The organism is Vibrio fluminensis (assembly GCF_015278125.1).
Classification (GTDB): Bacteria; Pseudomonadota; Gammaproteobacteria; order Enterobacterales; family Vibrionaceae; genus Vibrio; species Vibrio fluminensis.
In genome coordinates this window covers 24,783-44,883 of the sequence record NZ_JADILO010000003.1, presented here as the reverse complement: position 1 = coordinate 44,883, position 20,101 = coordinate 24,783, and the positions used below count along the sequence as shown (strand labels likewise).

Annotated in this window: 20 protein-coding genes; 12 read left to right on the top strand and 8 right to left on the bottom strand. The window is 44.0% G+C overall.

Annotation, left to right across the window (positions count from 1 at the left end):
- Positions 1-238: 238 nt before the first annotated feature.
- The 6 genes from IRQ95_RS03965 (at position 239) to fos (ending at position 4,122) form a co-directional block, all read left to right on the top strand.
- Entirely contained in the window at positions 239-511 is a 273-nt protein-coding gene (locus tag IRQ95_RS03965) for a hypothetical protein (RefSeq protein ID WP_194435709.1), read from the top strand.
- A 106-nt stretch (positions 512-617) separates the two neighbouring features.
- Complete coding sequence (locus tag IRQ95_RS03960) at positions 618-1,460, top strand: DUF2971 domain-containing protein (protein ID WP_228481251.1); 843 nt, start codon at positions 618-620, stop codon at positions 1,458-1,460.
- Between the two features lie 279 nt (positions 1,461-1,739).
- The gene (locus IRQ95_RS03955; protein ID WP_194435708.1) at positions 1,740-2,024 is read left to right on the top strand and encodes a hypothetical protein; all 285 of its coding nucleotides are present in this window, start codon (positions 1,740-1,742) and stop codon (positions 2,022-2,024) included.
- A gap of 349 nt (positions 2,025-2,373) precedes the next feature.
- Complete coding sequence (locus IRQ95_RS03950; RefSeq protein ID WP_194435707.1) at positions 2,374-2,745, top strand: hypothetical protein; 372 nt, start codon at positions 2,374-2,376, stop codon at positions 2,743-2,745.
- A gap of 178 nt (positions 2,746-2,923) precedes the next feature.
- Positions 2,924-3,370: a GyrI-like domain-containing protein gene (locus IRQ95_RS03945; protein ID WP_194435706.1), complete on the top strand. Its 447-nt coding sequence runs from the start codon at positions 2,924-2,926 to the stop codon at positions 3,368-3,370.
- Positions 3,371-3,723: 353 nt separating this feature from the next.
- The gene (gene fos, locus IRQ95_RS03940) at positions 3,724-4,122 is read left to right on the top strand and encodes a FosG/FosC2-related fosfomycin resistance glutathione transferase (protein WP_194435848.1); all 399 of its coding nucleotides are present in this window, start codon (positions 3,724-3,726) and stop codon (positions 4,120-4,122) included.
- Between the two features lie 120 nt (positions 4,123-4,242).
- Here fos and gcvP read toward each other — a convergent pair whose 3' ends face one another.
- The 3 genes from gcvP to IRQ95_RS03925 all read right to left on the bottom strand — a co-directional run bounded on the left by gcvP (position 4,243) and on the right by IRQ95_RS03925 (position 8,966).
- A complete protein-coding gene (gene gcvP / locus IRQ95_RS03935; protein WP_194435705.1) occupies positions 4,243-7,113 on the bottom strand; it encodes an aminomethyl-transferring glycine dehydrogenase in 2,871 nt (956 codons plus the stop codon).
- Between the two features lie 154 nt (positions 7,114-7,267).
- Positions 7,268-7,648 carry a glycine cleavage system protein GcvH gene (gene gcvH, locus IRQ95_RS03930; RefSeq protein WP_194435704.1) on the bottom strand — a complete coding sequence of 127 codons (381 nt, stop codon included), beginning with the start codon at positions 7,646-7,648 and terminating at the stop codon, positions 7,268-7,270.
- Between the two features lie 22 nt (positions 7,649-7,670).
- Positions 7,671-8,966, bottom strand: coding sequence for a serine hydroxymethyltransferase (locus IRQ95_RS03925; RefSeq protein WP_194435703.1), 1,296 nt, complete (start codon positions 8,964-8,966; stop codon positions 7,671-7,673).
- 415 nt (positions 8,967-9,381) lie between these two features.
- Here IRQ95_RS03925 and IRQ95_RS03920 point away from each other — a divergent pair, with 415 nt between their 5' ends.
- From IRQ95_RS03920 to IRQ95_RS03910, 3 genes are all read left to right on the top strand, one after another.
- Complete coding sequence (locus tag IRQ95_RS03920; protein ID WP_194435702.1) at positions 9,382-10,005, top strand: helix-turn-helix domain-containing protein; 624 nt, start codon at positions 9,382-9,384, stop codon at positions 10,003-10,005.
- A gap of 253 nt (positions 10,006-10,258) precedes the next feature.
- On the top strand, positions 10,259-11,377 hold the full coding sequence (gene gcvT / locus IRQ95_RS03915) for a glycine cleavage system aminomethyltransferase GcvT (protein WP_194435701.1): 1,119 nt from the start codon (positions 10,259-10,261) through the stop codon (positions 11,375-11,377).
- 450 nt (positions 11,378-11,827) lie between these two features.
- Positions 11,828-12,499 carry a LuxR C-terminal-related transcriptional regulator gene (locus IRQ95_RS03910; protein ID WP_194435700.1) on the top strand — a complete coding sequence of 224 codons (672 nt, stop codon included), beginning with the start codon at positions 11,828-11,830 and terminating at the stop codon, positions 12,497-12,499.
- A gap of 73 nt (positions 12,500-12,572) precedes the next feature.
- On the opposite strand, the gene nadE is transcribed toward IRQ95_RS03910, so the two are convergent.
- On the bottom strand, positions 12,573-13,400 hold the full coding sequence (gene nadE, locus IRQ95_RS03905; protein ID WP_194435699.1) for an NAD(+) synthase: 828 nt from the start codon (positions 13,398-13,400) through the stop codon (positions 12,573-12,575).
- 114 nt (positions 13,401-13,514) lie between these two features.
- Here nadE and IRQ95_RS03900 point away from each other — a divergent pair, with 114 nt between their 5' ends.
- Both IRQ95_RS03900 and IRQ95_RS03895 read left to right on the top strand, forming a co-directional pair.
- A complete protein-coding gene (locus IRQ95_RS03900; protein WP_194435698.1) occupies positions 13,515-14,030 on the top strand; it encodes a nicotinate-nicotinamide nucleotide adenylyltransferase in 516 nt (171 codons plus the stop codon).
- Between the two features lie 192 nt (positions 14,031-14,222).
- The gene (locus IRQ95_RS03895) at positions 14,223-14,573 is read left to right on the top strand and encodes a hypothetical protein (RefSeq protein ID WP_228481247.1); all 351 of its coding nucleotides are present in this window, start codon (positions 14,223-14,225) and stop codon (positions 14,571-14,573) included.
- A gap of 131 nt (positions 14,574-14,704) precedes the next feature.
- Here the strand turns inward: IRQ95_RS03895 and IRQ95_RS03890 are convergent, their stop codons facing one another.
- Positions 14,705-16,570 carry a putative bifunctional diguanylate cyclase/phosphodiesterase gene (locus IRQ95_RS03890; RefSeq protein ID WP_431358047.1) on the bottom strand — a complete coding sequence of 622 codons (1,866 nt, stop codon included), beginning with the start codon at positions 16,568-16,570 and terminating at the stop codon, positions 14,705-14,707.
- Positions 16,571-16,814: 244 nt separating this feature from the next.
- On the opposite strand from IRQ95_RS03890, the gene IRQ95_RS03885 reads away from it, so the two are divergent.
- Positions 16,815-17,165, top strand: a complete 351-nt coding sequence (locus IRQ95_RS03885; RefSeq protein WP_194435696.1) for a hypothetical protein — start codon at positions 16,815-16,817, stop codon at positions 17,163-17,165.
- A gap of 97 nt (positions 17,166-17,262) precedes the next feature.
- Here IRQ95_RS03885 and IRQ95_RS03880 read toward each other — a convergent pair whose 3' ends face one another.
- From IRQ95_RS03880 to IRQ95_RS03870, 3 genes are all read right to left on the bottom strand, one after another.
- Positions 17,263-17,877, bottom strand: a complete 615-nt coding sequence (locus IRQ95_RS03880) for a glutaredoxin domain-containing protein (RefSeq protein WP_194435695.1) — start codon at positions 17,875-17,877, stop codon at positions 17,263-17,265.
- Positions 17,878-18,065: 188 nt separating this feature from the next.
- Positions 18,066-18,959 carry a DMT family transporter gene (locus IRQ95_RS03875; protein ID WP_194435694.1) on the bottom strand — a complete coding sequence of 298 codons (894 nt, stop codon included), beginning with the start codon at positions 18,957-18,959 and terminating at the stop codon, positions 18,066-18,068.
- Between the two features lie 57 nt (positions 18,960-19,016).
- Positions 19,017-19,940, bottom strand: coding sequence for a DMT family transporter (locus IRQ95_RS03870; RefSeq protein WP_194435693.1), 924 nt, complete (start codon positions 19,938-19,940; stop codon positions 19,017-19,019).
- Positions 19,941-20,101: the final 161 nt, after the last annotated feature.

Sequence of the window (20,101 nt, the reverse complement as noted above, 5' to 3'; positions counted from 1 at the left end):
GCTCTTCGAACAACAAAGTTATCTACTTCGTTTTGTTATTTCGAACTCTCCACTAGCTGGTATTTTAACCAAGTTTACGTAATGTTCTCGCCCTATAATGTGCACCCCTTAAGTGTGGCAGTTCCTCGAGAAGGTGAATTCATGTCATTCGTTAGGCGAATTGTTAGATCTGCTTCCTAGAACCTATGCAATAACTAATTGATAATATGCCGATATATTTCGATTATAAGGTATAGGTATGGAGTCGAAAGCACAGTTATTAGCGATAATTACTCAAGAATATGGTGATTATTGCGAAATCCCGGCAAGTGAGGTGCAACAAAAGCGTGACAAGAAGTCATTTATTAATGGTCTTATGACAGCAGCAAGAGCCATAGGCGTTAGCTTTGATGAACTAAACGAAATCATTGGTACTAATACCAAGTCCAAGTTTAAAAGTTTAGACGACAAGCTTGCTATTCCTACTTACTTACGAAATAACATTGAGCTAACCAATAGCGCACAAAACTAACGCTTTAACTTGACTGTCAATCTGTAGCAGTTTTGGGTTCGGTTTGTCTTATGTCATTACGTTGTTCTGTTTGGTAGCGGTTGGCAGCAAGTTAAGCAGGAGTTAGATGAATGGAGGTCCAGTGATTTTATACAAATATGTTAGTCTTTCTGGTGCGCGAGCAATTATAGGTTCATCATCTCTTGGTTTTAGTCGAGTCAATGATTTGAATGATCCTTTTGAGTGTTCAAGTTTAGTGTTTGATGAAAATTCTAGTCTTACTAGTAAACAGATTGCGATGGGGCTGAAAAATAGGCTTTCTACTAAGTTTGGTGTTCTATCGCTTACGCGACAACCTCTGAACCCACTTATGTGGTCGCATTATGGTGATTCACATAAAGGCGTGGTTATCGGTATTGATGTTGATGTTGCTGGTTTAAACTGTTCTTCAACTTCGTTAATACCTGCGCAGTATGGAGATGTACGGTATACCGCCACTCAGCCAACAAACCCAATCGTATTTAATGATTTTAATCGACTTATGATCGAAGACTTTGAGCTTGAGTTGTTTGAAGCTCATTCATCGAATTTTATATCGAGAAGTTATTTATATAAATCACTAGAATGGGCTTATGAAGAAGAAGTGCGTGTGGTAAAAGATATACGTTCCTCAACTCAAGTTAGCATCCCGAAAAGAAAAGAGTGTGAGTATAGTAATGACCAAGGTGATTGGAATAAAATAGCAATAGATGGTCGCCCGATTCACTGCTTGAAAATACCACAGAATGCATTCTGCAAAGTTTATCTAGGGCATCATATTTGGAAGAATGTTTCTGAAAGAGGGCTAGACCAAAATGATCTCGTTAGCATATTGGAGAACTGGGCCTCTAAAGGTATTCAGGTGCTCAAATGCGAACCTGAATATAATTCTTGGTCATTGGCTAGTAATGTACTTGAAAAATTCAGTTAACACATATGTGCCTTCTAGCAGTCAATAGGCAATAACATCCTGTTGGCTGCGTGAGCAGCCAATGCTCTTCGAACAACAAAGTTATCTACTTCGCTTTGTCATTTTGGTCATTAAGCATTGGTTACGATAAATACATATTGAGGATCTCTTATTGCGTCTCGGCCTCGCCGTTATCAGCAATCATCCCCAAGTTTACGTCATATTCTCTGCTTGTTGAGTGTTTTCACATCGTCCCTTGTTAGTTAACGTAGTGGAAATTACCTCAAAAATGGATTTCACATGAACTTGAAAGATCCAGATATCGAATTTTCCGAGTGGAAACTAGAGCGAAAAAAGGGGCGTTTTAGTTTTGTTGTCCGCACTTCGTTTCCTGCTATTGTAGGCGTGATGATAGGTCGAAGTATTGACCCGATATTTATATCAGAAGCTGCGTGGGGTTGGTCGCAAGTTACCGTAATACTAATGAGCGGACTTTGGGCATCGGTTGGTGCGTTCCCTTTGAGTTTGGTGATTTGGTGGTGGCGCGAGAAGAAATATAAACGTCATATCGCTCGGTTTGAATAACACTCATCGTGTCCCCCTTGAACTCAGGTCAATGATAACGCCCTGAACCCTGCGTTTTGAAGTTACTTGGGTATATGCCTCATCAATAATATGTTTTCATCTATAAGTATTGGAGATATACGTCGTTTTTTTGGGATTTTCTACCACTGGTTTTCGATAGCTTACGGTAGTATTTGAATGTTGCACATCATTCGGTATTCCTAGTCATTTCACCAGGTGTGTATCCTTTACAAATTATGGTGAAATGCATTCGAACAGAATGAGCGATGTGTATCGTATCTACCCACTGTTTTCTAAATTATTATGAGCAGGTTCGTAAGAATGCAGCGGTATGTTTGTTGGGGGCAGTATGCAATATGGAAGTATCAATATCGATGGAAACCAGCTTTATACATCGGGAAGTCGGCGTCTGATCGATATTAACAATATCGAGTACATGTACGTGAAACATCATGATAATCGTTCCAAAGCCCAACGTGCTGCGTTAATTAGTCTCGCATTTTCGGCTATCTTTCTTATCTTGAACCCTCTGCTGGGTTTGGCTGTTTTTGCGCTGATATTTCTCCCTTTTTATTTTCGAACCTCAGATTATGACTTACGTGTTTTTGTGACCAACAGTTCCGGTTTTCGTGCAAAAGAAGTAGGTCTGCATAGTTCAAATCACCGTGATGAATACGACAAAGTGATCGAGCAAGTAAAGGCATTAAAGCAAACAGAATGAGTATGACACTCAACGTTCACTATTCCGCGGCGTCGTTTTCCTTGAAAAGCGCCTAAGCATGCGCAGTGTTTTCGCTCAATAATACGCATCACCACACGCTTCGACATCTATTCGTATCGGTGCCCATTTGCTATTGTAGTCAGCAGTCTAGAGTGAGTGATTATTTAATGGAGAGCGAATGGAAGTCGTTGAAGTAAAAGGTTTTGAAATCCAAGGTTTAATCTTAAGAACCCGCAATGAAATTGAAATGAACCCCGAGACGGCTAAAATTCCACAGCACGTTGAGTTTGTCGACTCCAATCTAGTTATTGATTATCAGGCTGGGGCCAGAGCATATAGCGTTTACTATAATTATGAGTCAGACGTTAATGGTCATTTTGACGTTCTAATGGGCTCAAATGAAGTATCTTCGTCTAACATTGAGCTGTCATCTGTATCCGTAGTGCCGGGTTCTTACCTGAAGTTTGAATCTGAAGGCGAGTTTCCTACAGCGGTTATTGCTGCTTGGCAGTCAGCTTGGTCTTACTTTGCCTCTCCAAATTGTGAGCATGAAAGGGCATATACAACCGATATTGAATATTACGAAAGTGCTAGCAAAGTGAGCGTCTACATCGCGCTGAAGTAGTTTATTTAACGAGAGTTCAAGTTGTCCTGAAACACGTAGCATTTTAGTTTGTAGACACTTCGGTGGTGTTGGTTTTGTTGAGTATGGATATTTTGATTGGGGTGATCTTGCGGCCAAAATGGAATTTAAATAGCGTTCTATTTAAAGAGAGATAACTTGGCAAAATATAGGAACGCCTATGAGCCCCGAGCTTGTAGAACGCTCTTATTCAATAATGTACACCCACAGATAATTTCATGTCTTTATGTACGTTTTTGGTAATTAAACCAGTGGTTTAGACCGAGTGGCAGAGTTATGAAGTAAAGTTTGCCACGCTGAATTTCTGTTATTCGATGTGTTCAATGGAGGAAACGGTGGTTTTAGGGCTCAATCATATTACTATTGCAGTTAGTGACTTAGAACGCTCCCTTAGGTTCTATCGAGATACGTTGGGTTTTATAGCTCATGTTAAGTGGGACAGTGGGGCTTATCTATCAGTAGGCGAATTATGGTTTTGTCTCTCTCTTGATGACCCATGCCCAAAAAGCGATTATACCCACGTAGCTTTTGATATTTCGTCTAAAGAATTTGAAGCTTTTACAAAGCGCGTTATTTCATTGGGTGCGGAAATTTGGAAAGAAAACAAGAGTGAAGGGCAGTCTCTTTATATTTTGGATCCTGACGGTCACAAATTAGAGATCCACACCGGTTCGCTAGAAAGCAGGTTAGAGTCCCTAAGAGCTAAACCGTATAGTGGGCTTATTTGGCTGTAAACATAACAATTACGCTCCTTCCACTCTGCACACTATAAGAACCAAACAAAAAGCGAACCCCAAGGTTCGCTTTTGAACTATACTCAAAGATAACTAATTTACTGAATTTTAAGTTAAAAATTAATCTTCATAGTTATCAATGCTAGGGCACGAGCAGATCAAATTACGGTCCCCATAGACGTTATCTACGCGGTTAACTGTCGGCCAGTATTTCCATTGCTTAGTCGCTTTAGAAGGGAAACAACCAATTTCACGTGAGTATGGACGCGTCCACTCGTCAGCTGATAGGTCAACTTGAGTGTGTGGCGCTTTTACTAGTGGGTTGTTATCCAGTGGCCATTCGCCGTTTTTCACTTTGTCCATCTCGTGGCGAATCGCAATCATCGCGTCACAGAAGCGATCTAGTTCTTCCAAATCTTCCGATTCAGTTGGCTCTACCATTAGTGTGCCCGCGACTGGGAAAGACATGGTTGGCGCGTGGAAACCGTAGTCCATTAAGCGCTTAGCAATGTCTTCTTCGCTGATGCCAATCTCTTCTTTAAGTGGGCGAATATCAATGATGCACTCATGTGCGATGCGACCATTGGTGCCACGGTATAGCACAGGGTAGTGCGGGCGCAGGCGCTCCATCACATAGTTAGCGTTAAGAATCGCTACTTTGGTTGCTTCGGTTAAGCCAACTTCACCCATCATCGCGATGTATGCCCACGAGATAGGTAGGATAGAAGCGCTGCCTAAATCGGCGGCTGATACCGCAAAGTCTTCGCCTTCTACGCCATTTACAATGTGACCTGGTAGGAAAGGCGCAAGGTGCGATTTTACACCGATAGGTCCCATACCTGGGCCGCCACCGCCGTGTGGAATACAGAAGGTTTTGTGCAGGTTAAGGTGCGAAACGTCAGAGCCAATTAGCCCTGGTGTAGTCAAACCTACTTGCGCATTCATGTTCGCACCATCTAGATAGACCTGACCGCCTGCCTCGTGGACCATCTCACACACTTGTTTCACTTGCTCTTCGTACACGCCGTGCGTTGAAGGGTAAGTGATCATGATGCTAGATAGGTTTTCACGGTGCTTTTCAATTTTGTCAGCTAGGTCAACAAGGTCGATGTTGCCGTCGTTGTCACACTTAACCACCACCACTTTCATGGAAACCATAGATGCGGTTGCTGGGTTAGTACCGTGCGCAGAGCTTGGGATCAAACAAACGTTACGGTGCGCATCGCCACGGCTTTCATGGTAACGCTGAATCGCAATAAGACCGGCGTATTCGCCAGAGGCACCTGAGTTAGGTTGTAGCGAGAAATCATCATAACCGGTGATCTCACACAGCTTCTCTTTAAGATCTTTCGCCAGTGCGCTGTAACCTGCGGCTTGCTCGATAGGGGCGAATGGGTGAAGTGCACCAAATTCAGGCCAAGTTACCGGGATCATCTCAGCGGCGGCATTCAGCTTCATAGTACAGCTGCCTAGTGGGATCATACCGTGAGTCAGCGAGAAGTCTTTATTCTCTAGCTGTTTTAGGTAACGCATCATCTGAGTTTCACTGTGGTGCGTGTTAAACACAGGGTGCGTTAGGTAATCTGAAGTGCGACGGCAAGATTCAGGAATCGCTGCGAACTCGTTGTTCTCGATATCTGCTGATAGGCTGGCAACGTTCTCTTGCACATCGAAGATCGCAAATAGGGCTGCCACATCGCTGATGGTAGTGGTTTCGTCAAAACTTACGCCAAGCTGTTGGCTCGCTTTTAACAAACGTAGGTTAATACCTGCAGATTGTGCTTTTTGATACAGCGCTTCGGTATTACCCGCCGTGTTAACGGCGATGGTATCGAAGAAGCTGTTGTGCGCTAGCTCATAACCAGCCTTGGTTAAGCCTGCTGCTAGAATTGCTGTCATGTGGTGTGTGCGACGCGCGATGGTACGCAAGCCTTCTGCGCCGTGGTAAACGGCGAAAAATGACGCCATATTGGCAAGCAGCGCTTGAGCAGTACAGATGTTAGAGGTCGCTTTCTCGCGGCGAATGTGTTGTTCGCGAGTTTGCATTGCCATGCGCAGTGCTTGGTTGCCGTTGACATCGATTGAAACACCAATGACGCGACCAGGCATAGTGCGCTTGTGCTTGTCTTTGGTTGCCATAAACGCAGCGTGTGGACCGCCGTAACCCATAGGCACACCGAAGCGTTGAGCTGATCCAATCACTACATCAGCGCCCATTTCACCCGCAGGTTTGATGAGTGCACTGGCGAGAAGATCGGTCGCAACCGCCACGACGGTTTTGTTGGCTTGCGCTTTGGCGATTAGGTCTGTGATGTCACGTACTTCACCCGTGGTTGACGGGTATTGTACCAACGCGCCAAACACATCGTGGTTTGGTAGTGAGTCTAGCTCATCAACTAAAACTTCAAAGCCGATAAATTTAGCACGCGTTTTCACTACTTCAATGGTTTGTGGGTGCACGTCAGCAGCGACAAAAAATACGTTGCTTTTACTCTTACCTGCACGCTTACATAAGGTCATCGCTTCAGCGGCTGCGGTGGCTTCATCAAGCAATGAGGCGTTGGCGATTTCCATGCCGGTGAGGTCCATCACCATCTGTTGGAAGTTCAGCAGTGCTTCTAGACGACCTTGAGAAATTTCTGGTTGGTAAGGCGTATAAGCCGTGTACCAACCTGGGTTTTCCATCACGTTACGCAGAATAACGTTAGGCGTAAAGGTGTTGTAGTAACCTTGGCCGATGAAAGTGCGCTTAAGTTCGTTTTGATCGGCGAACTGTCTCATCGCGGTGAGCATATCGGCTTCGCTTTGCGCTTCGGCAAGTTTAAGTGGTTGCTCAAGACGAATTTGTGCAGGTACTGTTTGGGCGATTAGTTCGTCCAAGCTGCTTACATTGATTGCTGCCAGCATGCTTTGCTGGTCGGCTTGATTTGGTCCATTGTGGCGAGCCACAAATTCATGTTGAGTGCTGAGGCTTTGAAGTAGTGTTGTCATTGTCCTTTACCTTTTCGAAAGGTCCATACTCTGCGAAAGAGTTGAGTGACCCTCGCGACGACTTATACCCAAGTGAATTCAAGATGCTTGGGTATATACGAACCTTTAAAAAAAGCTGCCCACTTTCACGGGCAGCTTTTTGCTGTTTCCTTAATTACTCTTCTTCAATAGAGCTTAGATATTCGTCGGCGTCTTTTAGATCGTCGAGCTCTGCTGGATCAGAAAGCTTCACTTTCGCGATCCAACCACCTTCATAAGGCTCTTCGTTGATAAGCTCTGGACTGTCTTCCAACTCTTCGTTTATTTCTACGATTTCACCGGTTACTGGTGCGTAGATATCTGAAGCGGCTTTTACCGACTCAACCAGTGAGAAGCTTTCGCCTGCATCAATTGAATCTTCAACGTCTGGTAGGTCAACGAATACAACGTCGCCTAACATTTCTTGTGCATGTTCAGAAATACCGATTGTGACGGTACCGTCACCATTGTCACGTACCCATTCGTGGCTATCAGTAAACTTGAGGGTTTTGTCCATTGCTAAATCTCCAAATTTAATTTTATTGGTAAAGTGGGTAGCGAGCGCAGAGCTCTTTAACTTGCTTGCGGACACGTTGTTCCACTTCTGCATTGCCTTCTGGGTTCTCAACTAACCCGTCTAGCACATCGCCAATCCAATTACCGATCAGTCTAAATTCTTCTACGCCAAAGCCGCGGCTTGTACCAGCTGGGGTACCTAAACGGATCCCCGATGTAATCATAGGCTTCTCTGTATCGAACGGGATGCCATTTTTATTACATGTGATACCTGCACGCTCTAACGCGTGTTCTGCCTGATTGCCTTTAAGACCTTTTGGTCTTAAATCAACCAGCATTAAGTGTGTATCGGTACCGCCGGTTACAATGTCGCACCCGCGAGTTTGCAATACTTCAGCGAGAACTTTTGCGTTACCGATCACCGAATCGATATAAGTATTAAACTCAGGTCCCAACGCTTCGCCAAATGCGACCGCTTTGGCAGCGATAACGTGCATCAGTGGACCGCCTTGCAGGCCAGGGAAAACCGCAGAGTTAATCTTTTTAATGATCGCTTCATCGTTAGTGAGGATCATGCCGCCGCGAGGGCCGCGTAAGGTTTTGTGTGTGGTGGTTGTGACCACATGCGCGTGTGGCAGTGGGCTAGGGTGTGCGCCAGTGGCAATAAGGCCGGCGATGTGCGCCATATCGACCATCAATAAGGCATCCACCTCATCGGCAATGGTACGGAACTTGGCGAAATCAAGAGTACGAGGAATCGCACTGCCGCCCGCGATGATCATTTTAGGCTTATGTTCTAATGCGAGTTGGCGAACGGCTTCGTAATCTACTTCTAATGTGTCACGGTCGACACCGTATTGAACGGCGTTGAACCATTTACCCGATAGAGCAGGTTTTGCGCCGTGGGTAAGGTGGCCGCCCGCATCCAATGACATACCTAAAATGGTATCGCCCGGTTGCAGTAGTGCCAGTTTGACCGCGCCGTTTGCTTGTGCGCCAGAGTGAGGTTGCACGTTGGCGAACTCGCAGTTGAAAAGCTTTTTAGCACGCTCAATCGCAATAGCCTCAACGGTATCCACGTGCTCACAGCCACCGTAATAACGACGACCCGGATAACCTTCGGCGTATTTATTGGTTAGGCAGGTGCCTTGCGCCTGCATCACCGCTTTTGAAACGATGTTTTCAGAAGCGATTAATTCAATTTGTTCATTTTGGCGAGTGTACTCTGCTTGGATGCCGGCAAAAACGGCGTCATCAGTGGCGGAGAGTTGAGTGGAGAAGAAGTTCTCTAGATGATGATTTTGATATCGATGGTTCATAATCAGTGACCTTCCTTAATGGTCGACAAGGCATAACCTTGCATCTGTAAATGACTTTATTCCTTTCTCACTTGCAGTTGCCGGGAAGTTTTCCACCAACAAATTCAAGTTGTTTTGGATACTCGGTTGCTCAAACGAGTTTGGCGCACGATCAATTTCATCCCAATATGGGTAAACCCATTTCCACTGGCCCTTTATGCGGCTCTAGCATCAATGGCAAAAGCATCTCGCTAACTAACAAGTTGGTAACATAGCGGCTGGCGCAAAAACAATCAACCAAAAATTTCCTATAGGAAACATAGTTTCTAATTTTGTTAACAGCAACACGTATTGGTCAACTTTTATCCTTTTTAATTGACGGTGGTTCATGCACAATGAAGTCAAAGACAGGAAGTTAAGACTGCATGGGGGATATATGGCAGAAGAGATCTACGATGAATATCCATCGTTGACCTTGGCGAAAGAGAGCCAAGAGCAATCTATCGCGCCGTTGAAATTAGGCGAACGGATTAAATCGATCCGCAGCCGGCTAGGGATTACCTTAGAAGAGGCAAGCCAGCGCACGGGGTTAGCGCGTTCAACGTTAAGTAAGATTGAAAACGAGCAAATTTCGCCTACATTTCAAGCCATGCAGAAATTGGCTCATGGCCTACAGATAGATATGCCGCAGCTGTTTGAACCGCCAAAGAAAAAGGTAGCAACAGGGCGAAGAGATCTAACTCGCGCAGGCGAGGGCAAGCCTCACCCTACCCAAACCTATGAGCATGAACTGCTGGCGACTCAACTGCTTAATAAGAAAATGATGCCATTTAAAAGCCGCGTTCGTGCGCGTAATTTTGAAGAGTACAACGACTGGGTTAGGCACGATGGTGAAGAATTTCTTTTGATTATATCCGGAGCGGTGACTTTCTTTTCCGAGTTCTATGAACCAGTAGAAATGGTAGAAGGTGACAGTGCCTACTACGATGCCAATATGGGGCATATGTTAGTTTCTGTCAGTGAGGAAGATGCATTAATTCTGTGGGTGACAGCAAAGTAATCTCATCAATAGTTTCCGATTGGAAATCTTCAGTACTTTCCATTTCAATCGAGTCGGTGTAACCCGGCTCTTTTTGTTGTAGAGCGCAAGCTTTACGTACGGTTTTGCATATGGGTTCATGTTCTAAAAATGTTAAATGTCACACTTTGATACGGCGATGAAAGTTTAATCGTGCAAAGATTGCCCTATCATGTTTATTATCGGAAACATGTTTTCTTAAGCAGAACTCGAAACGGATATTTGGAGACATCACATGAACGAAGCGCTACTGATAACACCACTGCATGCTCTGCATATTGAAGCGGGGGCCAAAATGGTGCCGTTTGCGGGCTATGATATGCCTGTGCAATACAAACTAGGTGTTAAGAAGGAGCATTTACATACCCGTGAACACGCAGGTTTATTTGATGTTTCGCACATGGGACAGCTACGACTCAAAGGTGAGGGTGCGGCTGCATTTCTTGAAACGCTCGTACCAGTAGATATTGTTGATCTGCCATCGGGCAATCAACGTTATGCGTTTTTTACAAACCCGCAAGGCGGCATCATGGATGACTTGATGGTGGCGAATTTAGGCGATCATCTATTCGTGGTAGTGAATGCGGCGTGTAAGAAGCAAGATATCGCTCACCTTGAAGCCAACCTTCCGCAAGGTGTGGAGCTAGAAGTGATTAATGATCGCGCGCTATTGGCTCTGCAAGGTCCGCAAGCGGTTGAAGTACTTAAGCGCTTCCAACCCGCTGTGGCTGATATGGTGTTTATGGATGTGGCGAAGCTTGAGTTGCTTGGCGTTGAGTGCATCATTTCGCGCAGTGGCTATACCGGTGAGGATGGCTACGAAATTTCAGTGCCGAATGAGCAAGCTGAGGAGCTCGCTAAGCGTTTAATCACTGAAGAAGAGGTCGAGTGGATTGGTTTAGGCGCGCGTGACTCACTGCGCCTAGAGTGTGGCTTATGTCTTTACGGTCATGATCTTGATGAGACAACCACGCCAGTTGAAGCCAGCTTGCTTTGGGGCATCCAAAAGGTTCGCCGTGCGGGAGGTGAGCGTGAGGGAGGCTTCCCTGGTGCAGAGATTATCCTAGAACAAATTGAAACTAAGCAGGTGTCGCGTAAGCGTATTGGTTTAGTAGGTGAAACTAAAGCACCCGTTCGTGAAGGTGCTAAATTGTTTGATGCTGATGGGAATAAGATTGGTGTCGTGACCAGTGGTACTGCTGGGCCAAATGCAGGCAAGCCAGTTTCTATGGGCTATATCGCAACAGAGCATGCTACGGTGGGTACAAATGTCTTTGCTGAAGTGCGCGGTAAGATGCTACCTATGACAGTAGAAAAGATGCCTTTTGTACCACAGCGCTATTTCCGTGGTTAACCGATACCGCGGTTCACCGATAACATGATTAACGAATACCGTGACTAAAAAAACGGACGCTTAAACGTTTAATAGCCAAAGTTTACAATAGTAACCCTTAGCCCCTTACCGAAAATTTGGTTTGGGGCTTTTTTATGACTTTAATTCCCACGAAATCAATCATGTACCATTGAATTTTATAGAATCATGGCGCTTCAATTGTGATACAAATAACTCAAAATTAAGACTTTCTATTTAGACAGTTACACTCGGAAGGGATCTAGAAGGCTGTTCAGATTTGATCAAACAGTAATCCACATGGTTCTCAAAATTAAGAAACGTAATCTATGCTATTGTTATATAAAAGGATAATATTAGTTGGTGCAAAAGTGTGATCTGCATTCATGTTGACTATTTATGACTAAACGATAGTTTTAAATGAGCACCTGAGCAAAGTTGGAGAAACAAAACATGAACCCTGAACAAAATTGTAAAATTACCTTGCTGTCTGATGTAAGCATGCAGTCGAAGTTATTTAAAGACTCTCTAGAGCGAGGAATTGAACTGGATGTTCATTTGGCTTCATTGGATGAGCTGACAAGAGTCGCCGATGAAGATGATTCTGTTTTAGGTGATTATGTATTGATCGATTTCAACTACTTCGATGACGCTAATTTTGAGCAGTATAACCAAGTACGCTTGGCCTCAAATATGAGTGTGAAAGAAATCGTGATTAACTGCCCGACGGATGTAGCGTCGTCGCAGCTGTTTAAGTGGCGAAACTTAGTCGGTGTTTTTTACGTTGATGATGAAATCAGTTTATTGCTTAAAGGCATGCAGAAAATCATGCAAGATGAGATGTGGTTGTCTCGCCGTGTTGCACAAGATTATATAGAGCATTTCCGCTGCGCGAACTCTGTGACTACTTCGCAAGCTTATGCCAATCTGACTAAACGAGAAAAAGAGATTATGCGTTTGCTTGGTCATGGCGCATCAAACCTGCAGATCGCAGATGAATTGTTTGTAAGTGAGAATACCGTTAAAACTCACCTACATAATATCTTTAAGAAGATTAATGCTAAAAATCGTCTACAAGCCTTGCTATGGGCAAACAATAACATTGGTTTAGAAGAGCGAGTTTAAGCGTCGTTCAAAAGGTGCAAAATCAAGGGAGCCGATTGGCTCCCTTGATTGTTTATCGTAACTAATTACTCAGTTAATCATAAATTGTCGGAATAGGTTGGCGCTTGTGTTGAGTCATCTGATAGATTTTTACCAAACGTTCAGAGACTTCCGCTGATACAGGTTTACCTTCCAAGAAATCGTCGATTTGTTCATAAGTGAGATTTAACGCATCTTCGTCCGCTTTTTGTGGGGCAAGCTCTTCAAGATCGGCGGTTGGTACTTTCTGTACAAGTTGTTCAGGAGCGCCAAGCGTTGCCGCAACATCACGCACTTGGCGTTTGCTTAGGCCAAACAGAGGCGCCATATCGCACGCACCATCACCAAATTTGGTGTAAAAACCCGTGATGTTTTCTGCTGAGTGGTCAGTACCAAGCACCAAGCCACCTACGTAGCCAGCAATCTCGTACTGAGCGACCATACGCGCGCGCGCCTTTACGTTGCCCTTAACAAAGTCGACTTTCGCTTTGTCTTGAGGTATTAGGCCAGTGCCTTCAAGCGCAACGTGAGAGGCAGCATGTAGTCCATCTACACCGTGTTTAATATTGACGGAAACAGAATGAGTGGGTTTGATAAACTGCAGAGCAAGCTGCGCTTCGTCTTCATCTTGCTGTTCACCGTAAGGTAGGCGAACGGCAATAAATTGGTAACCACCACCTTGTTCTTCGTTCAACTGGTCTACTGCCAGTTGTGCTAGGCGACCACATGTGGTTGAGTCAACGCCACCACTGATACCAAGTACAAGTGACTTACAACCAGCTTCGGTTAGTTTGCGTTTGATGAAATCAACACGGCGAGTGATTTCAAAATGAGGGTCAATCGACGGTAGAACGCGCATTTCATCGCGAATCAACTGTTCCATTAGTATTCTTCCTGCAGCATTGTTATATAAATCATAAGGTATAGTTAGTATCATACCTAAAACCAGTAAATAGAAAACCGAGATCACGGATTTCATCTCATACAAGGATAAAAAATGACAAAAATCGCTGTATTTGGTAGCGCGTTTAACCCACCAAGCATCGGGCACCGCAGCGTATTAGAATCTCTTGGGCATTTTGAACGAGTGTTCCTACTACCGAGTATTGCTCATGCTTGGGGAAAAGAGATGTTAGATTTCCCGCATAGAGTGGAGCTTATCCAAGCATTTATCGAAGATCTTTCATTACCTAATCTTGAGTGCTGCACAATAGAACAGGAGCTGTTTCAAGAAAGCGCTCAAGCTGTGACAACCTTTGCAGTACTGTCAGCCCTGCAAGATAAATACCCTGAAGCCGAGCTTACTTTTGTTATGGGGCCTGATAATTTTTTCAACTTTAGTAAGTTCTATAATGCACAAGAAATTGTTAAACGTTGGAATGTAATGGCTTGCCCTGAGAAAGTGGCAGTAAGAAGCACGGATATACGCTTGGCTTTACAGCAAAAGCAGTCTATAAAACACCTAACAACAGAAAGAGTTTGCACAATCCTGACTGAGAATCAGTACTACTAACTATACTTGGATCAGTAAACCTATAAGTAACAATAAAATAAATTTGAGGTAGATATGACAAAGATGAGCTTTGCGCTTGTTTTTTGCCTCCTTTCAACAAGCACGTTTGCTTGTGAGAACCAATATTATGGCGTAACAAATGATGTGACTCTACCGGAGTCTTATTCATTGTTTCTTGACTGTACGGAAAAAATGCCCGAACTCGTGCTTTCTGAAAACGACGAGTATAACTATGAGACTTTGAGTCAGCCTGACTCTCACAGCTACAGTGACTACTGGTCTGACTGGGTGTTAAAAACGGACTCGAATCCTCTTGTAAGTCAGAATTTTTCTGATAGCTACTTTGGTATCGGTGTTTGGTCACCTACTGAACTCAACGAGGACGATGAAATCACAACCCAAGAGTGGTTGATGAACCATGGTTTGCAATTTAGTGTTGGTTTCGGCGAGAAAAAACTCGGTGAGCCAAGGTTTAGACTCGACTATATGTGGCATGAAGACGAAAAAGATAACGTCATGATGCAGGTGGAGTTACCGTTTTAACCGCATCCGTTACCTAGCGGATTGGATCGCCCCAAGAGCAGATTGCTTGCAGTGTAAATCCAAAGAGAGGCCGTTTTCGATGCCTCTCTTATCGCCATTCTTAAATCTTATCTATTATCTCAACTCTCATCTCAACGCTCACCACTTTTCATCACCGCATTATGTGCAGTGCCTTGCACCTGTGAAATAATGACTTCTGGGCTTTCCGGTCTAGAAAAGTAGTAACCTTGAATCTGCTTACACCCCATAGTGACTAATTTATTTAACTCATCTTCGGTTTCAACACCTTCCGCAATAAGATTTACTTTGAGTTGTTGAGCTAATTGAATAATCAGGTTTACTACTCGCTCAGCGGTTTCATTAAATAATATGTTTCGCACAAATGTCGCATCAATTTTGATCGTATCGATCGGGTAACTGTGGATGTAGTTCAAACTTGAATAGCCTGTGCCGAAGTCATCAAGTGCAACGGTGTAACCTTGAGATCTTAGCGTGTCTAGGATGTAACGTACTTCATTGGTTCGAGAGAGTAACACGGTCTCAGTTAACTCAATCGTAAACTCATCGGGATGAAAGCTATATTTGGATATCGAGTTGTTTAAGTGGCGCATGTAGCGTTCAGAGTCTGCGAGTTCATGTGCCGAGCAGTTGAGGCTTAATCGAATCTTGTAGCCTAAGCCTTGTTCTACTTCGTATTTGGCTTTGCATGCCAGTTCAACGATACGTTGGCCCAATTCAACAATTAATCCAGATTGTTCGGCAGCTTCAATAAACTCTTGCGGTGAGATAGTACCCAGAGTCTTACTGTTCCAACGCGCCAACGTTTCAAAATAGTCCCAAGATTGATTTTCCATCGAGACAATCGGCTGTAGAAGTACATATATCTCGCTATCATTGGTATTGAGATTGTCTAACTCATTTCTTAGTGCATCAATCACCATCGTGCGGCGATAGTATTGATTACTTAGATGAATATCGAAGCTTTGAATATAGTTATTGTGCGTCTGTTTACAATCTTTGAGGGCTAGAGATGTATTTAGCATGAGTTGATCAGCGGACAGATGCTGATCTGATTTGCACGCGAGTCCTATGCTTGCACTAATTTTTATGTTGTGTGATGAATCTTGATAGCCTTGCTGCAGCTTGACGATAATATTCTGGCAAATAGTAAAAGGCTCGCTTGAGAAGGTTATAAAAGCGAATTCGTCGCCGGAAATACGAAAGGCATGTTTTTTTTCAGGCACACATTCTTCAATAGTCGTACCAACAAATTTCAGTACTTGGTCTCCGATATAGTTGCCATAGAGGTTGTTGATTGATTTAAAACTATCGATATCGATGTACACCAGCGTGATAGCTTCACTCGTCGTATCAGCATAGTGCTCTAACATATCAGCAAGACGCCTGCGGTTGAGTAAGCCAGTTAAAGCATCATGGGATATTTCGTGACTGAGTTGATTTACAAGACTGTCAGATCGAGCCGAGAACCATTTCGCACGCAGGCTATGAACGATGATATTGGCAAAGAAGGTGTGGTAATAAATGAGTTTGCTTCTGCTTTCTTCGTCCATTTCACTGAGTGATTTTGTGTAAGTAGAGAGCAAAATACCAAGGTTTTCACCATTGTTTGACTGAAGCGGGATGCCTAAATAGGCCTCTATATCGTTTTCAATGAGAAAAGTATCTTGAGGAAAATCTTGAGCAACATTTTCACTAAACAAACAGAAAAGTTTATTAGACTTGCTTACTTCATAGCAGGGCGTACCAACCAATGAGTAGCAAAACGGAGTTTGGATCCTTTGTTGGCATGAAAACGAAAGCGTTTGGGCAAAAAAGTTAAGTTTATCTAACTCAACGATACAAGTGCACTGGCTACCAAACTCATTGTGTAGCAGCATAGTGACTTGATGTAAAAGCTCATGCCCATTGAGAGCAACGATGCGATTGATGGTTTCTACGTCAATAAAATGCGATTGTGGTATGTTTTTTCCTGCCACCTGACATCTCCTTTCACACGTGATCTTTGTCACTTACTCTTGTATGTCTTAGATGTAAATATGGTACAGGTGGCATATTTTTTCAAACTGCGTCGTGTTTTTATATCGAACGAAGTGTTTTTCAATCAAAAGTATTGGATTGGCATGTAAATCAAAAGTTGACTCGCGAGGAAACTAGCGTCAAGCGAGGAGTTAGGTATACAATGCCGCCAACTAAGATGAACAAAGCCAATTAGGTGACACAATGGAACATAAAGAGTTCGAAGCTTTGGTTAAAGACGCTTGCCAGCAAGAAAATCTTCCTCAAGCTTTAGCGATTTTAAAAGCAAGTGACGATCAGGAAGTGGCAGAAGTTGCCGAATCTCTTACTGGTCAATTTGCATTAGCAGAAGTGGATGACGAGAAGCGTATTTATCACGTTACGATGCAGGAAAATGAACAAGGCGAAGAGCAAGAGTTTGTTGAGCACGTAATGAATGAAGGCGACGACGTAATTCGCTTTGTAGCATGGTTCTTTGATGCGATGTTTGAAGTGAAGCGTAAAGATACCTACCAAGCAGCAGGTAAGACTTACCAGCAGCCAAAGCGTAGCTAGTCGTCGCGTTACGTGATTCGTTAAACAAACAACCCCAGTTTTGGCTGGGGTTGTTTGTTTATGGTATTTGACACAGAGGTATTAGTAATAACGCTGCTTAACCTTGATTCGCCTCGAGATTGACGACATTGTCAGGCACTTTATTCAGTCCCTTTTTTTCGATCCACGCTTCTAGATTATCTGCACCACCAATATATTGCCCATCGAGCCAAATTTGCGGCACAGTTACCGGTGTTTTCATGCCAATGATGGCTTTTACTTCAGGGATCATGCGATACAGCGCCGCGCTATCTTTGACCACATCGTGGTATTGATATTCAATCCCCGCATCATCAAGCATTTTTTTAGCTTTTACGCAGAATGGGCAAGTCGCTTTGCCATAAACAATATTGCCTTTGAGCGTATCTTGCTTGGTCCAGTTTTGAATGACTGATTGAACAAGGACCCCTCGGTTAAGCGCTTCGCCTTGGCTTATCACTTTGCCTTCAACCACAAGAATAGGGGCGTGCCATGCGCCAAGTTTTAATGGTTCCCACCAATGCGAAAGCCAATCTTTTACTTCGAGTTCGATAGGAATACCTGCGAGTTCGTTATCGAAAGTATCTTGAAGAATGTCTTTCGTCAAAGTGCATTCGCCACAAGGAATGTTGACTTTAAATGGTCCCCAACTACCAGCCCAGCGATAAAGCGTAATTTTAATTGGTGTTGTCATGGTGATCTCCCTAAAGGTTCTTTAGCGAGGCGCTTGGATGGAATCTCTCGCCTTAGCCAAACTGCAGTTAGTTCGTTTACTGGTTTGAGGTGAGTTTGGTTCACTTTGATGAATTATGCATCACCCCAAAAGTATTTGTTATTAAAGTAGAACGACCCGCGAGAGATTTTCTTTCAACATTGAATTCGTTATTTAGAATGAGTCACTCGCACTTTTCTTGCTTCCCATTGTGTAATAAAGGCAACTGAAGCAATGATAATAGCCGCGCCAAGCCATAAACGGCCTGGTGGAACCCAGCCAAAAACTACCCAACCAGCCAATACGTTGAGCGGCAGTTTTGCGTGGTCAAATGGTTGTACAAAAGACGCATCAGCCACTGAATAAGCTTTGACGATAGCCCATTGAGCTAGAGCTGTCGCCGCACCAGCAGCAAGCAAAATCAACCAAACGTTGAGTCCTGAAGGCGTGGTCCACTCTGGAATAGCCAATAAGATATTGAATGGTGTGATCAAGATCAGCAGGTAAACCACCATGGTCGATGGTGAGTCATCCGAAGAGAGTTTTTTGACCATCAGAGAGTAGCAAGCCCAGAAAAAAGCCGCCCCGACAGGTAGCAGTGTTGCCCAGCTAAAATTATCAGCCCAAGGCTCAAGAATGATCATTGCGCCAATAAAACCGGTTAAGGTTGCTCCCCAGCGAGCTTTACCGACTTTCTCTTTTAGGAATAATCCTGAACCAATGGTAGCGAAAAGTGGTGATGTCATGAGTAGCGCGATACCTTGCCAAATTGGTACCGGATAAGCCAAAGCCCACAGCCAAAGTTGAATACCAATTACTGACAAAAATACGCGGAACACATGCCAGCCCAGCTTTTGGGTTCTGAGTGATTGGCGAATACCGAGTGTTTTTAAATATGGCAAGATCACCACGAGCGCAATAGCATATTGAACCAAAGCGACTGTCGTAGAAGAAAGACCATGATTGATACTGGCTACTTGAGCCAAGCTGTTAACAATGGCGAAAGCCAGACCTGCGGTCAGCATCCAGCTTGCGCCTTTAATTGGGTGGTGATTACTGCTCATAAAAACGGATACTCGAAAAAGGTTTGTGGATCATACGACTTAATGGTTTAGAACTCTCTAACTTTTTGAACGATTTATCATAATCACTGAGAATATGACCAAAACAAGACCAATTCCGTGCCAAATTGTGAATAATTCTCCTAATATTAGTACGGCAAATATCGCCGTAATCGCCGGGCCTGCGTTATTGGTTAAACTCAGTTGGGTTGGTGAAAGTCTTGCCATGCCTGCCGCCACAAAGTAAGAAGGCAAAACGGTACAGACAATGCCTAGTATTACGCCAATGACGATCAATTCGGACGACCACTCGGTGACTTGTGCGCCGCTGATATATAGGTGAATCAAAATAGCGATACCCGCACTTCCCATACCAATACTGGTAAATAGTGAGCTCCCTAAATGACCAATTAAGGGCTTGCTTGCGACTAAGTAAATCGCAAATACAAACGCAGACGCGACGGCCAATACTGCGCCTAACGTTACTGAGCTTCCTAATGTTTGGAAGTCGTGGGCAAGGATAAGGGCAGTGCCAGCATAACCGACTATCGTCGCACCTACCGCGGCTTTAGTCGGTACTTGTTTGTAAACCACCCAGCTAATCAAAACCACGAAAGAGGGGAACAAGAAGATCAATAAGCGTTCCAATTGCGCGGAGATAAATGCCAGCGCAGAGATATCAAGATAGCTGGCGACGTAATAACCGAGAATACCGATACCTGCGGCGGCAAAGCCAGACTGTCGAATTTTGCTGCGATTCGCAGCTTTACGGCATAGATAAATTAGGGTGAATAAATAGAGAGGCAGAGAGCTTAACGCGCGCAAAGCCATAATAGAGGTAGCATCCCCGCCGGCTTGATAGGCGAGCTTGACCAAGATAGGTTTTAGTGAAAACAACAGGCAACCAATAAAGGCACACAATAAGCCAATTTGATGATCGGAATTGAACTTGGATAAAAATAAGCTTTGCTGTTGTTGGGTCATTAACTCGTTCCTTGTTTAAATGGGATGCTACGAGTTAATGCAAGCTGGCTACATACTCGTAGCCAGGCACAGGTTCACCTACCGGCTACAGGCATTGAGGAGAAGGAGCCACAGGTAAGTAAACGAAAATTGCATAGTAAATATCCTAATTTGCGAAAATT